The following is a 14,051-nucleotide window of genomic DNA, read 5'->3' on the forward strand; positions in this document are numbered from 1 at the left end:
GCAACCCCAATAACTTTGAGTATCAATTGGCTAAAAATTACGTTAAGCGATCAGAATTAGCACTATATCGCGGGTTCTTGGTACAAGGTCTTGGACAACAGATTTTGTATTATGCTCGGTCGTTCAGTATCAGTTGACCATTTTTATCGATTGGGATCTGCGTGCCTGGATCACGATCCATACGAATTTTTCCCTGTTGATCGCCAATTTTGTAGGTTACGTCATATCCCAGCATCTTCTGTGACTTGTCGTAAACCGTTTGGCAACGTTGTTGGGTGGTCGTATAAGTATCATTTTCCTGCATGTTATTTTGCACGCGGTTACCGGCATAGCCACCTGCCAAGGCACCTGCAACAGTGGCGATATCTTTACCACGGCCACCGCCTACCTGATGGCCCAGAACGCCACCCGCAACGGCACCTAACACTGAACCCGCGATTTGGTTCTCATCCTGCACCGGTTTACGGTGAGTGACAGTCACATCGCGGCACTCTTTACGCGGCGTTTTGATAGTCTCTTTAATCGGCGTTGCGGCAAGAACTTGTGCATATTGCGGTGCGCCGGAGAATACATTCATACTCGCGACAGCGGCAATTCCCAGAGCGGCCGCAATACCGATACCCACACCTGCTAACATTGATTTGTTCACAGGAAATCCTCCTGAAAGTGTTACCACGCATCTTCTGCCCCAGAATTCCATGTAATAAACAGAAAATCTGGCAGCGTCTGGCTTTGAGGGCTGAACCCTGATCACCGGAGTACGGCGTGCGTGACTCGCCGTCTTAACTCAGTAGACCGATGAAGTCTGCACAATGTGCGTAGACCTAGCAATAAGATAAATGGACTAAACATCCAGATAATAGGTGTGAATGAATGTGTTTAGGAGGAATCCGACTGATAGGCCATGTTAATGCGAAATTTTATGCTGATGATTTAACATTACCTGCGCATTTTTTTAGCTTTACGTGCGTTGCTTAAGATCAAAAAAAACCGCCACCATAATAAAATAGCAGCGGTTTCTATTGAGCAGAACAGACCTAAAAGCCATTGGTATTACAGCTAATCCTGCTGCGAGGACAAGGAATTTAGTGGAGCTTAAGGCGCGGTCTAATCACCCGATTAATCCCACCCACCAGCATCATAAGGCCTGTCTTAGTGTAACCATGCAGTGCCACTTGATGCATACGATAGAGCGAGATGTAGACCACTCGAGCAACACGGCCCTCGACCATCATGGAGCCACGCATCAGGTTGCCCATCAAGCTGCCAACGGTGCTGAATTTCGACAGTGAAACCAGTGAGCCGTGGTCTTTGTAGATGTACGGCTTCAGCGGCTGGTCATTGAGCAGTGCCAGAATGTTGCTGTAACAACGGCTGGCCATCTGATGTGCTGACTGCGCGCGCGGCGGCACAAAACCGCCATTTGGCTGCGGACAAGAGGCACAGTCGCCGATGGCAAAGATATTCGGATCACGGGTCGTTTGCAGTGTCGGTTCAACCACCAACTGGTTAATGCGGTTGGTCTCCAGCCCGGCGATATCTTTCATAAAGTCCGGCGCTTTAATCCCTGCGGCCCAGACCATCAGATCGGCGTTAATGTACTCGCCCTCTTTGGTATTCAGGCCGTTTTCGTCAGCGCTGGTTACCATAGTTTTGGTCAATACACGGACACCCAACTTAATCAGCTCTTGATGCGCAGCAGCCGAAATGCGTGGCGGCAGGGCCGGCAGAATACGCTCACCCGCTTCAACCAGTGTTACATTCAGCGCCTGGTTATCCAAACCTTCAAAACCGTAGCTGTGCAGCTGTTTCACCGCATTATGTAGCTCAGCAGATAGCTCCACACCGGTAGCACCACCACCCACAATGGCGATGTTCACTTTGCCCTTCTCACCCGGTTGCGCGGAGTATTTCAGGAACAGGTTGAGCATCTCATTATGGAAACGGTGCGCCTGATGCGGGTTATCCAGGAAGATGCAGTTCTCTTTCACCCCCGGCGTGCCGAAATCGTTCGAGGTGCTACCCAGCGCCATCACCAAAATGTCATAGGTTAATTCACGTTGCGTCACCAGCACATCGCCGTGTTCGTCGCAAATCTCCGCCAAACTGAGGGTTTTGGTTTCACGGTTGATGTCAGTTAAGGAACCCAACTGGAAATTAAAGAAGTGGTTACGGGCATGAGCCAGATAGCTCAGCGCATCGACGCCATCATCCAGAGAGCCGGTTGCCACCTCATGCAACAGCGGTTTCCACAAATGGCTATGGTTACGATCGACCAAAACTATTTCGGCTTTTTTACTGCGGCCTAGCTTGTGACCCAGACTTGTTGCCAGCTCAAGACCGCCGGCACCACCACCAATAATAACGATTTTTTTCTTCGGCGTTGTCAAAATGACCCCCTAAATGTGAACCAATTGTTAGCTAAGGGTAAATGAATAATATCCTTAGATAACATAGGGTTCGCTGATGCTAAATCAATAATCTGTAGCCAGAATATCATGCAGGGTTATTTGGTCATACCAAAATTGATATATATCAACTTTTTTTGATTAAAGTGGCAGCGGCAGATTTTTTCTGGAATAGGATTCAAATAGTTAGCATTTCGTCACAATTTAGAACTTTGCTAATTGCCAACACGGGAAGAGCTATTTTGATGTTATTCGCCATAAAAATGGCCTGAAAAAAGCACGTCAGCTACTCTTTCCAAGCCAGCTAATCGTGAGTCATTAGTTCTACAATTAACTCATCATTAACATTAAGCGGCATTAACCTGGAGTTTTAGGTCACTCCATCCCTCATACTACCCCAGCGTTTTAAACGCCTTGACGCGCTGAAGGTGCGGCGACAGATCCTTAAATTTGTGACTCTGTTTCTCATCCCAGACAATCTCATAATAGGGGTGCAGATCACTGGCCGTCAGCTTGCTATCAAGCATTTCATCATGGCGAGAGAGCACCACCAGGCAACGATCGCGGTTTTTCTCGCGGAAGTTATTGATGCATTTGCTGGCAATATCGACATACTCTTCCGGGCGGTCAATTTTGCCACTCATATTATTCTGTGGGTAGAGATTGGGATTGAACACCACCTGACGAACTCCACACAGGAAGCCGATACGCTCAGCCCAAAACCCCCCCAAGCCGACGCCGCAAATCAGTGATTTAGCATCGCCGCCCTGCTGGATGGCTTTATCCACCTCTTTCAGTAAATGCTGCATATCATGGCGAGGATGCAAAGTGCTGTAACTGATAAAACGCACATCCGGATCAATGAATTGCAGTTGCAGGACTTTCTCGTGATTACCGGGGCTGTTGGAATCAAAACCATGTAGATAGACGATCATATTTATCCTCGCGACTTAACTTAGAAGCTCTTATGTGCATCCCAGCGCTCACTGAGTGCCGTCAACGCCCTATTTGCCTGCTGCCAGCGTGATGACGCCATCAACGCCTGACGGCTTAACTGCCCAGAATGGTACAATCGCGTCAGTGAATCTGCTTTGACCGGAGAGAGGTTATCTAGCACACTGACTGCCCCCTGACGGTTATTGCACACCAAAATCATATCGCACCCTGCATCCAAAGATGCCTGTCCGCGCTCGGCGTAACTGCCCATAATCGCCGCCCCCTCCATCGAGAGATCATCGGAGAAAATGATGCCATTGAAACCTAGCTCTTGGCGCAATATCTGCTGAAGCCAGTAAGGCGAGCCACTTGCCGGGCGGGCATCGGCTTCAGTATAAATCACGTGAGCGGGCATGATGGCATCCAGCAACCCGCGCGCGATCAGTTCGCGAAATATAACCATATCATGAGTACGGATTTCTGCCAGTGGTCGATTATCACGTGGCGTCTCTTTATGTGAGTCCGCCGTGACCGCGCCGTGACCGGGGAAGTGCTTGCCTGTGGTCTTCATCCCCGCGCTATGCATCCCTCGGATAAAGCACTCGGCCATATGCAGAGCTTGCTGCGGATCACTGTGGAACGAGCGCTCACCAATGGCGGCACTGACATGACCAATATCCAACACCGGCGCGAAGCTGATGTCGATATCCATTGAGGTCATCTCTGCCGCCATTAGCCAGCCCGCTTCTTGCGCCAACTGCGCCGCCGTGACGGGATCATTGATCGCCGCAAACGACTGGGCCGCAGGCAGGCGGGTAAAGCCATCACGAAAACGCTGCACCCGCCCCCCCTCCTGATCAACCGCCACCACCAGCCGATCATGGGAGGCGGCCCTGATTTGGCGCACTAACTCACGCAACTGCTCAGCATCATGATAATTACGGCTAAACAAAATCAGGCCACCCACCAGCGGGTGTTTTAAAATCTCACGCTCTTCTGCATCCAGCTCATAGCTGGCAACGTCTATCATCACTGGACCCACGATAACCCCATAACTTTAAAGTAAAAATCAAAAAGACAGATTAAATCGCTGACGTAGCGGCGCGGCCCATTGTAGAAATGCGCTATCCCCCGTCTGCTGCCAGCGAACTTCAAACCACATCAGCATCAGGTAGTCAATCCACGGCAGCCAGCGCTGTATCTGACGCGCGAGAGCGGTAATGTCATGGTAGCCACCGCCACCATGTTCACCGCCACAATAGTGCTGCAAAAAAGTCTGCTGCTGTGACTGCGACCAGTTATTGCCACGAAACAGGGCCGCAATATCCAGCGCAATATCACCATCAGCGGCATACTCCCAATCAATCAGTTTCAGCCCAGTGGTGGTGATTAAGAGATTGCCGGGATGAATATCCATATGCAAGGGAGCCAGTTTTATTGGTTGCGGTTGCGCTTTGCGCAGAAAATCTTGTTGGAGCCGCAGCCAACCCGGAGTGCGGCGGGCGGGATCAATCAGATTGCCATAGCGGATTAACTGGCCGCGCAAATCCAGACGATAACCACTGGCGGGTAGATAATGGAGACGAGCCAACAGCTGCGCCAACTTACCATTATTCGATAATTCAATGAATTGCGCATCAGTGACAACGTCACCTTGGAGCCAATTGACCACCAGCCAGTGCGGATTTGCGGCAATAGCGACCGGAGATAAATCGCTGCCAGCGACATGACGCAACAGCTTGCGCTCTCGCCGCCGATTCACCCCCAGTTGCATTTTCTGCATTGACTGCTCACGCGCCAGCCAATCAATGTTCGCCGCAGTAATGCGCCAGCTTTCACCGGTCAGACCGGAGACAGGGCTAATCTGATAATCGGCGATTTTCACCGCCGGATTGATGCTCTCAATCAGTGCATGTAGGGCGGGATCAGCGCTGGACTGGGCCATGACCTGACCAGATGATTTCGCCGGTTTGCGCCTGCATCAACTGCATTTCAATGGTCGGGGACTTCACATCGCCGCTAACATCGCTGTACAACACATACTGTGCACTGACATAACGGGCCAAACCAATCGCTTTGCTGCGCGACCCCAGGCTATCCTCGTCCGATAAGCCCAGTGTTTGCCTGGCGACAGCTAATTGCTGCGGCGAGATCAACACAAATTTCTTATTTGATGTCAGCACCTGATGCAGTGCGGTGGTGGCTTTCGCCATCTGCAACGCGCCGTTGGTGTTATTTTTGACGCTATCGAGTAGCAAAATGCTGCCATTCGCCACATCTTTGCTGTTGACCATTTGCGCGACTAAAGGTTCTACACTGGCGGCCCAGTCGATAGATTGCTGTACTTTCGGCGGCTGCGGCACGGTGTCGACCGGCGGTGGCGTCTCGATGACAGGTGGTGTGACCGGCTCAATGGTGACTGGCGGTGTGGTTGGCTCAACAGGTGGCTTAGTAATACACCCCGTCAGCACAAGTGCCGCTAGCGCCACAGATAAATACCTTTTCATTGTCCCACTCCAATAGCGGCTGAACTATTATAAAAATAGCTAGAAGCGCGTTATAAAAATAAATAGAGGCGCGCATTTTGCGCATTAAAATTATTATTCACTGATTGAACCGCCACCTCATCCCCTGGCGCAATCATCAGAATGCGCGGCGCTTCGAGTGGCTCGACCTCCAGGCCCTGCGCATCATACCAATAAAAGCGATAGTTGATTTTTACCGGCTTATTCTGGCTATTAGAGATAACTGAGCGCACAACATTGTTGCCAGAAGAGGTTGATATTGCAGGTTGAGAAGCCAAAATGCCCGCCGTCAGTACCGATGAATCCATTACTACGGTTTGCTGTTGATTGACCGCAATCCCCTTCGGGCTGCTGCACCCCAGCAGGGTCGCGATACTTGCGCACGCAATCACCGGTAATAAAAACGCCTTCACACGGCGCATAGGCTTACCTCTTATTTAGGGTATAAAGTTAATTACTTATGCGACAGCAACGAACCCAAATCACGACCACCGACCAAATGCATGTGGATATGGTAGACAACCTGCCCGGCATGGCGGTTGCAATTGATAATCAGGCGATAGCCATCTTCAGCAATGCCCTCCTGCTCTGCAAGTTTAGCAGCTACCGTGATCATGCGACCTAATGTTGCTTCGTGCTCAGCGGTGACATCATTCACGGTAGGAATAAGAATGTTGGGAATGATTAAGATATGGGTGGGTGCCTGTGGGGCAATATCACGAAACGCGGTCACCAGTTCATCCTGATAAACCACGTCGGCAGGGATTTCACGGCGGATAATTTTGCTGAAAATCGTTTCTTCGGCCATAACGCATTTCCTTAATCATGATAAAAATGGGGAATGCGTAGTATGAGCGACAAATTCTATTGATTTCAACCTCAATCATCAGCCGCGGGCATAAGCCGCCGCTTTTTCAAACAAAGCCGGATCAGGACGAATGCCGGTATACAGCACAAATTGCTCAACCGCTTGAATGGCAAATACTTCAGCACCGGTAATCACCGTTTTTCCTTGCATTTTGGCATAACGGATCAGTGGGGTAATCGCCGGCAGCGCCACCACATCAAAAATGGTATCTGCATGGTTAACTTCATTTTCAGTGAAAGCCATGTTGTCCGCCTCTTTGCCCCCAGCCATACCCACTGGCGTAGCATTGATGAGCATATCGGCCTGAACCCCTTGCATATCAGGGCGATAGCGGTAGCCCGACTGCTCAGCTAATTGCTTACCGGTTCTTTCATTGGTTGCAATGATAAAGCCCTGCTTAAAACCGGCATTTTTGAGGGCAAACGCCACCGCCTTCGCCATCCCCCCACTGCCACGTAGCGCAAAAACTTTATCGCTCGGCACCTGATAGGTCTGTAGCAATTGCGCGATGGCGAGATAGTCAGTGTTGTACGCCGTCAAATAGCCATCAGTGTTAACCAAAGTATTAACCGAATTAATTGCTGCGGCTGATGGGGCCATCTCATCCACCAGCGGGATAACCGCCTCTTTAAATGGCATTGAAATGGCGCACCCCCGGAACCCAAGCGCCCGCACGCCACCAATGGCCGCAGCCAAATCCGTGGTGGTGAAGGCCTTATAGAGGTAATCGAGATCGAGCGCATCATACAAAAAGTTATGAAAGCGGGTGCCGAAGTTGCTGGGTCTGGCGGCCAGAGAGATACAGACTTGGGTATCTTTGTTTAGGTAGCGAGTCATCTTATTGCCTCAAATATCATCGTCAAAAGGGTTGCGCCTAAATAAAAGCCGCCGAACAGGCGCAGGGCGCGCACCTAAATAATCTAGGCTGGTTTGATTTCCAAACCACCTGGCTGGAGCCGGAATAGTTGCAACCTACGTAAAGGGGTGCACTAACGTCATTTACTCATTGAAAGAGTATCGGCTTAGATTGCGGCCTGGTGATAAATATAGGCGGAGTCATCACCGGGCGATAGCGCTTATGGTGCAAAATAGTTATCTTGGTACCGATAATTATCAATTTCATCCCACTTAAATATGATAAGTGATTAAATTATATTTATCATACAGAAATAGCCAACTACTTAAATTGAAAGCCTAACATAACGAATTCACTTAATTAATATTACCGCGCCATATCGCGATAATAAAAATAGTTATCTCCTTTGACACGACGATATATTCAGTGATAGTTTTAACTCAAGGGAAGTAGGAGAGCGTGTAATTGCACTGAATTATAGAATTAAGATATACATGTGATATATTCCCATAAGCAAAAATAAAGACTCGCGCAATAATACTTTCCTTAACTGAAAAGCCCAAGAAATTATCTCTTGGTTTTTATCATCAATGGAGGGATTAATTATGTCTAGTTTGAAAAAAGAGATCATGGCAACAAAAACTGTCGTTAATGTTAGCGAAGCTAAACGGAATCACCCTCAGCGCTTGGCAGAAGATGTCCTTGAGCAGATAGCTGGCGGGTGGATAAATGCTTTTGCTCGGTGGGGAAGAGCATTCTAATTTTTAATCATATGCGGGCTGCCATTGGTGGCCCCTATTTTTTACTTATTAACTCTACAGCCCAGACATATTTATTAACGCTGGGAGGAGTGTAGCCTCATGGTCAATATATCAAGTAAAAAAAGCATTCAGCACCTTGAAATTATATTAAAAATAAGTGAGCGCTGTAATATCAACTGTGACTATTGTTACGTATTCAATAAGGGAAACTCAATCGCTGATAATAGCCCAGCCAGAATCTCCAATAAAAACATTGAACAATTGGTCTATTTTTTACAGCGAGCTTGTCTGGAATATGACATTGCCACCCTACAAATTGATTTCCATGGCGGGGAACCGCTATTGATGAAAAAAGAGAATTTTGCCAGCATGTGTGATCAACTCACGACAGCTGACTATGGCCGTTCGAATATCAGTCTTGCATTACAAACTAATGGAACGCTTATTGATGATGAGTGGATCTCGTTATTTGAACAGTATTTAGTATACGTCAGTATCTCAATTGACGGCCCTAAACATATTAATGACAGACATCGCTTGGACACCAAAGGGCGCAGTACCTACGAGGGCACGGTACGTGGTTTGCGTATGCTGCAAAATGCCTATAAGCAGGGACGACTTCAGGCAGAACCGGGCATTTTATGTGTTGCAAATCCTCAGGCGAATGGGGCTGAAATCTATCGGCATTTCGTGGATGACCTTGGTGTCTATGGTTTTGACATTCTGATACCCGACGACGCATACAACGATACCTACGCAGATCCCGTCAGCATGGGGCGCTTTCTTAACGAGGCATTAGACGAATGGATGAAAGATGATAACCCCAAGATTTTTGTCCGCCTCTTTCAAACACATATTGCTACTCTTCTCGGCGCAAAAAAAGTTGGTGTTTTGGGTCACACGCCCGAGGTCACAGGGACCTATGCCTGCACTGTCGGTTCAGATGGTTTGATTCGTGTGGATGATACCTTACGGTCTACATCAGACAGAATTTTCAATGCGATTGGTCATGTTTCTGAAATTAACCTCTCTGATGTAATAAATAGTCCGCAATTTCAAGAATATGTATCTATTGGGAAATCCTTACCCACCGAATGCACAGGCTGCATTTGGGAAAATGTCTGCGCCGGTGGCCGCATTATGAATCGTTTTTCCCCCGAAGAGCGCTTCAACCGTAAATCTGTTTATTGCTACTCCATGAGAAGTTTCCTGAGCCGTGCATCTGCTCACTTGCTCAATATGGGCATCAAAGAAGAGCGCATTATGGCAGCCATTAGCCAATAGTTTTTTGTCACCAACAGATTTTGGCTAAATGCTGAAGGAGCGCCCACAAATTGGTCAATATACACCCTATTTTCAGACAAGAGGCGATAGCGCATCGATCTCACTATTGGTTAGGCAGCCCGCAAGTGATGACACCGATGGGTGCCTCTATTTGGGCAATGATAGCGCTGGTGTTTATTGTTAGCCTGGTAACCTTCATGGTGGTGGGGACTTACACACAGAGAGCGCGCCTTACGGGCACCGTGGTTCACCAACCTGCGGTGGCGCGGATCACCGCTACCCACGATGGCGTGATTGTCCGTAGCTTTGCTGAAGAAGGAAAAGCGGTTCGTGCCGGTGAGGTAATTTTTATTGTTAACCGGGAGACGCAAACCGAGTATGGCGCGACGAGTCATGAAATGAGTGCCGCACTAAAGTCGCAGAAAGTCACTATTGAGCGGGAGATCACGCTGAAATCTGCGGCGGCAGATACTGAGCAAAACTTTCTTCGTCAACTGCTGGCAAACAAAGAGACCGAGCAGCAAAAAATGGACGATTTGATTGCCAAATCCGCACAGCAAACTTCATGGTTATTGGCAAAAGCAGAGCACTTTAAAAAGTTAGTTCGTCAGGGAATTGCCCTTGAGACAGAGCATATGGCACGCCTATCTGAGTATTATAGCGCCTCGGTTCAACTCAAAACCCTCCGGCGGGAAAAGGTCAAGCTACAGGCGGAAGTCGTCAGCATACAAGCACGGTTAGCCGCAATCCATAGCGAACTTGCCGCTACCTTGGAGGGGCTGCATCGACAAACTGCCCAGTTGGATCAAGATTTAGTCTCTACGGAAGAGCGGCGGGAGTTGTATATCACTGCGCCAATCGATGGTGTATTAACTGGCATCACCGGGCTAACTGGCAACAATATTCGGGCAACACAAGAGTTAGCCAGTGTGGTGCCAACATCAGGGCGGGCCGAGGTGGAGATTTTTGCTGCCACCGACGCCATTGGCGAGTTACGTGAGGGCCAGACAGTAAGGCTGCGCTTCGACGCCTACCCATACCAATGGTTTGGGCAATACGACGGTACTGTTACTTCAATCTCTACCACCGCAATTTCCAGCGCCGCCAGCGAAAGGGCTTTAGCCGCAAATGGGGTGCAGACTCATCACTCTCCATCTCCATTAAAGTATTTCCAAATACGCATCAGCCCCAAGAGTGATGGGGTATTATTAGCCGGAGAAACCTACCCGCTGCAGCCGGGGATTGGTGTTGAAACAGATATTTTCATCAGAAAACGTCCTCTTTACCAATGGCTACTCTCCCCCCTCAAAAGCACTCTCAGCACGACGAGAAGTGAAGTGGGAGATGCCGTATGATCGCCAGCACAATGAAGGGCTACTTTGAAGCGCTGCGCCAACGCCTGCCGGTGGTGATGCAAACAGAAGCCACGGAGTGCGGGCTGGCCTGTATGGCGATGGTTGCGGGCTATTATGGCCTTAACATCGATCTCCAGGCACTGCGCAAACACTATCAAGTGTCGCTAAAGGGCATGTCGCTACGGGATCTCATCGTACTGGCTGATCGGCTATCATTGGGGTCACGCCCGGTGCGTGCTGATTTAGACGCCGTCCCTCAGCTAAAAACCCCCTGTATTTTGCATTGGTCGTTTAACCATTTTGTGGTGCTAAAGAAATTCTCTCGCCACGGGGCCATCATTCATGATCCAGCAAAAGGTGAGAGACGAATCTCTATTACGGAGTTATCTCAACACTTTACCGGCATCGCCCTTGAGATTTGGCCTAATCAGCGCTTTCAGCGGCGTACTGAAAAACAGGTCATTCGACTGCTGGACATGTTCAAAAACGTGTCTGGATTGTCGCGGGCACTAGCACATGTATTAGCCCTCTCATTTGCCATTGAACTTCTGACCATGGCAGTGCCGATGGCGATTCAATTCACTGTCGATATGGCCTTACGATCTGGCGATATCAATCTGGTCACACTCATCGTCTGGGGGATTGTTGCCCTATTAATCTTCCGAGCGTTACTCAGTTTGGTTCGTTCCTGGACGTTGATGTCTGTTAAGTACTCGTTGGGTCTCCAATGGAGCTCAGGGCTTTTTAGCCATTTGCTTCGACTACCGGCTTCCTATTTCGAAAAACGGCATATTGGTGATGTGTCGTCGCGCTTTAACTCGCTCTCGGTGGTGCAAGATGCTTTTACTGCGGAGATGGTTGCATCACTGCTGGATATTGTGGTGGTGATTGGACTGCTCTTTTTAATGTCGGTCTACAATGGCTACCTTACGGCAGCGGTTGTGTCTCTATCCTGCATCTATGCCACCATAAAATTCTGTCTTTTTCGCGCCTACCGCTCTGCCAACCTTGAAGCTATTGCTCACGAAGCGAAACAACATTCGCACTTCCTTGAAACAGTACGCGGTATCAATGGCGTTAAAATTTTTAATTTAGCAGAACGTCGGCGTTCCGATTGGCTCAATCTGGTTGTCGATGAAGCCAATGCAAAGATCTACCTTTTTAAAATAGATCTGGCGACACAGACGGTAGGGCTGCTGTTAATCGGGATATCTTCCGCAATGGTACTGTGGTTGGGCGCGAAGCTGATTGATGTAGGCACCATGACCACCGGTATGCTATTCGCATTCTTAATTTATTCGGATATGTACATCACCCGAACCATTAGCGTGGTTGACTCAATAATCAAACTCCGTTTGATTGATATGCACAGTGAGCGCCTCTCTGAAGTGGCACTTACCCCACCTGAATCTGATGAGGGTGAGATGAATTTAGTCATGCCCACCCCCCTCGCTGGCACTATTGACGTAAAAGAGCTGAGCTATCGCTATGGTGATGGCGAACCTGCGGTATTTGAGAATATCTCTCTGTCTATCAAGGCGGGAGAAAGTATCGCCATCGTCGGGCCATCGGGTTGTGGTAAATCAACACTGCTTAAAACCATGGGGGGGTTAGCCCCGCAAGAGAGCGGCACCATATTATTGGATGGCATAGATGTGCGGCGATTGGGCCTCGAGGCCTACCGTAAACATATCGCCTACGTCTTACAAGAAGACCGACTCTTTGCGGGGTCTTTGCTGGATAACATCAGTTCATTTGATATTCATCCAGATAGCGAATGGGTGTTTGAGTGTGCTCGTCTTGCTTCAATTCATTCTGAGATTGAAGCCATGCCAATGAAATATGAAACCATGGTCGGTGATATGGGCAGTGCGTTGTCCGGTGGGCAGCGGCAGCGTATCTCTCTGGCCCGCGCCTTGTACAAACGCCCGCGAATACTATTTCTCGACGAAGCGACCAGTGATCTGGATATCGATAATGAAGCCCGAATTAATGATTCGATACGCGCGTTAAAAATCACCCGCATTTTTGTTGCCCACCGTCCGTCAATGATAGCGATGGCGGACCGGGTATTTGACCTCAGCACCAACACTGAAAAGGAAAAGGAAACTCCTCATGCACTTTTTACTGAAAGAAAACATCATGTCATTGAATAAACATATTATAGCTATCACAATGACTCTCTTAACCTCTCTCCTCTCACTGGCGGCCCTCAATGCTACCGCAGCAGAGAAAGTCATGCATATGCCCTTTGAGTGGGATAAAACCTCGAACCCCTTGGTCAAAATTGACATCAACGGCATGCGCCAGACATTTTCAATTGATACAGGCTCCAACACTGGCCTGCATTTAACGGAAGAGGTTATGGCTCAACTCCCCGAATTAGTCATTGATGCAGAAAAGCATCGCGCTATCGATCTGGCTGGCAACGTCTCTTTTAATGATAAGTTTCACATCCCCCAAGTCTCAATTAATGGCATGACATTTAAGGATGTCAAAGGGGTTTCATTTACCCCTTGGGGGCTAACTCTCACCCCTGACAGCAGCCTCCCCGACTCAATGGTCATTGGTTTGGGCTTATTTAAAGAAAAGTCAGTGATGTTAGATTACAAAAACCAGCGCATCTCCGTTGCTGATAATACTCAAGAGTTGGGCATCAATATAGCTGATGGTTGGCTCTCATTACCGCTGCGACTCACCCAAGAAGGGATTAAAATTAAAGTCTCGCAAGATAAAAAACAGTACAACATGGTGTTGGATACTGGTGCCACCTTCTCGGTTTTTTGGAAAGAGCGGCTTAGTCGCCCTGTGACTGATATTCCCTGCCGCGCCGTGCTGGCAGAAGTACGCATTGAAGGAGACATTGAGGGCTGTGTAGCTTCGGCGTTTCAGCTTAGCGAAATGGGTGCCGAGGGGATAAAACTGAATGCAGTATTATTAGACGGATCATTCAAGCAGATGGATGCCGATGGAGTAATCGGCAATAACTTCCTTCACCAATTCGCCATGGTAATTGATTTCCCTGGTCAGCAGTTGCTTATAAAGCCGTTTTAGAACG

At 48.7% G+C, this 14,051-nt stretch carries 14 protein-coding genes; 5 read left to right on the top strand and 9 right to left on the bottom strand.

Annotated elements, in window-relative coordinates:
- Positions 1 to 109: 109 nt before the first annotated feature.
- The 9 genes from HRK25_RS17490 to HRK25_RS17530 form a co-directional block, all read right to left on the bottom strand.
- Positions 110 to 649, bottom strand: a complete 540-nt coding sequence (locus HRK25_RS17490; RefSeq protein WP_005273099.1) for a glycine zipper 2TM domain-containing protein — start codon at positions 647 to 649, stop codon at positions 110 to 112.
- A 436-nt stretch (positions 650 to 1,085) separates the two neighbouring features.
- Positions 1,086 to 2,390 (bottom strand): NAD(P)/FAD-dependent oxidoreductase, encoded by a 1,305-nt coding sequence (locus tag HRK25_RS17495; RefSeq protein ID WP_005273096.1) that lies wholly within the window; start codon positions 2,388 to 2,390, stop codon positions 1,086 to 1,088.
- Between the two features lie 410 nt (positions 2,391 to 2,800).
- Positions 2,801 to 3,343: an alpha/beta hydrolase YcfP gene (gene ycfP, locus HRK25_RS17500; RefSeq protein WP_005273093.1), complete on the bottom strand. Its 543-nt coding sequence runs from the start codon at positions 3,341 to 3,343 to the stop codon at positions 2,801 to 2,803.
- A gap of 20 nt (positions 3,344 to 3,363) precedes the next feature.
- A complete protein-coding gene (gene nagZ / locus HRK25_RS17505) occupies positions 3,364 to 4,386 on the bottom strand; it encodes a beta-N-acetylhexosaminidase (RefSeq protein ID WP_032897395.1) in 1,023 nt (340 codons plus the stop codon).
- A 27-nt stretch (positions 4,387 to 4,413) separates the two neighbouring features.
- Positions 4,414 to 5,289: a thiamine kinase gene (gene thiK / locus HRK25_RS17510; RefSeq protein WP_099460625.1), complete on the bottom strand. Its 876-nt coding sequence runs from the start codon at positions 5,287 to 5,289 to the stop codon at positions 4,414 to 4,416.
- The gene (gene lpoB, locus HRK25_RS17515) at positions 5,270 to 5,851 is read right to left on the bottom strand and encodes a penicillin-binding protein activator LpoB (RefSeq protein WP_032897392.1); all 582 of its coding nucleotides are present in this window, start codon (positions 5,849 to 5,851) and stop codon (positions 5,270 to 5,272) included. The genes thiK and lpoB overlap by 20 nt, the downstream gene beginning before the upstream one ends.
- A gap of 50 nt (positions 5,852 to 5,901) precedes the next feature.
- The gene (locus tag HRK25_RS17520; protein WP_005273082.1) at positions 5,902 to 6,291 is read right to left on the bottom strand and encodes a YcfL family putative periplasmic lipoprotein; all 390 of its coding nucleotides are present in this window, start codon (positions 6,289 to 6,291) and stop codon (positions 5,902 to 5,904) included.
- A gap of 32 nt (positions 6,292 to 6,323) precedes the next feature.
- Positions 6,324 to 6,677, bottom strand: a complete 354-nt coding sequence (gene hinT / locus HRK25_RS17525) for a purine nucleoside phosphoramidase (protein ID WP_005273079.1) — start codon at positions 6,675 to 6,677, stop codon at positions 6,324 to 6,326.
- Positions 6,678 to 6,755: 78 nt separating this feature from the next.
- Positions 6,756 to 7,574 carry a shikimate 5-dehydrogenase gene (locus HRK25_RS17530; RefSeq protein WP_005273077.1) on the bottom strand — a complete coding sequence of 273 codons (819 nt, stop codon included), beginning with the start codon at positions 7,572 to 7,574 and terminating at the stop codon, positions 6,756 to 6,758.
- 624 nt (positions 7,575 to 8,198) lie between these two features.
- On the opposite strand from HRK25_RS17530, the gene xyeA reads away from it, so the two are divergent.
- The 5 genes from xyeA to HRK25_RS17555 all read left to right on the top strand — a co-directional run bounded on the left by xyeA (position 8,199) and on the right by HRK25_RS17555 (position 14,047).
- The gene (gene xyeA, locus HRK25_RS17535; protein ID WP_071984901.1) at positions 8,199 to 8,354 is read left to right on the top strand and encodes a XyeA family cyclophane-containing RiPP triceptide; all 156 of its coding nucleotides are present in this window, start codon (positions 8,199 to 8,201) and stop codon (positions 8,352 to 8,354) included.
- Positions 8,355 to 8,453: 99 nt separating this feature from the next.
- Positions 8,454 to 9,638, top strand: a complete 1,185-nt coding sequence (gene xyeB / locus HRK25_RS17540; RefSeq protein WP_005273069.1) for a cyclophane-forming radical SAM/SPASM peptide maturase XyeB — start codon at positions 8,454 to 8,456, stop codon at positions 9,636 to 9,638.
- Between the two features lie 50 nt (positions 9,639 to 9,688).
- Positions 9,689 to 10,993: an HlyD family secretion protein gene (locus HRK25_RS17545; RefSeq protein WP_032897388.1), complete on the top strand. Its 1,305-nt coding sequence runs from the start codon at positions 9,689 to 9,691 to the stop codon at positions 10,991 to 10,993.
- On the top strand, positions 10,993 to 13,149 hold the full coding sequence (locus HRK25_RS17550) for a peptidase domain-containing ABC transporter (RefSeq protein ID WP_390898810.1): 2,157 nt from the start codon (positions 10,993 to 10,995) through the stop codon (positions 13,147 to 13,149). The genes HRK25_RS17545 and HRK25_RS17550 overlap by 1 nt, the downstream gene beginning before the upstream one ends.
- Positions 13,109 to 14,047, top strand: coding sequence for a pepsin/retropepsin-like aspartic protease family protein (locus HRK25_RS17555; protein ID WP_032897383.1), 939 nt, complete (start codon positions 13,109 to 13,111; stop codon positions 14,045 to 14,047). The genes HRK25_RS17550 and HRK25_RS17555 overlap by 41 nt, the downstream gene beginning before the upstream one ends.
- The last annotated feature ends 4 nt before the right edge of the window (positions 14,048 to 14,051 follow it).

Source organism: Yersinia bercovieri ATCC 43970, from assembly GCF_013282745.1.
In the GTDB taxonomy this organism is placed as follows: domain Bacteria; phylum Pseudomonadota; class Gammaproteobacteria; order Enterobacterales; family Enterobacteriaceae; genus Yersinia; species Yersinia bercovieri.

Bases quoted from the DNA above. Each gene is read 5' to 3' on its own strand.
- xyeB (WP_005273069.1), top strand. From the start codon at position 8,454: ATGGTCAATATATCAAGTAAAAAAAGCATTCAGCACCTTGAAATTATA.
- thiK (WP_099460625.1), bottom strand. From the start codon at position 5,289: ATGGCCCAGTCCAGCGCTGATCCCGCCCTACATGCACTGATTGAGAGC.
- lpoB (WP_032897392.1), bottom strand. From the start codon at position 5,851: ATGAAAAGGTATTTATCTGTGGCGCTAGCGGCACTTGTGCTGACGGGG.
- hinT (WP_005273079.1), bottom strand. From the start codon at position 6,677: ATGGCCGAAGAAACGATTTTCAGCAAAATTATCCGCCGTGAAATCCCT.
- xyeA (WP_071984901.1), top strand. From the start codon at position 8,199: ATGTCTAGTTTGAAAAAAGAGATCATGGCAACAAAAACTGTCGTTAAT.
- ycfP (WP_005273093.1), bottom strand. From the start codon at position 3,343: ATGATCGTCTATCTACATGGTTTTGATTCCAACAGCCCCGGTAATCAC.
- HRK25_RS17530 (WP_005273077.1), bottom strand. From the start codon at position 7,574: ATGACTCGCTACCTAAACAAAGATACCCAAGTCTGTATCTCTCTGGCC.
- HRK25_RS17520 (WP_005273082.1), bottom strand. From the start codon at position 6,291: ATGCGCCGTGTGAAGGCGTTTTTATTACCGGTGATTGCGTGCGCAAGT.
- HRK25_RS17555 (WP_032897383.1), top strand. From the start codon at position 13,109: ATGCACTTTTTACTGAAAGAAAACATCATGTCATTGAATAAACATATT.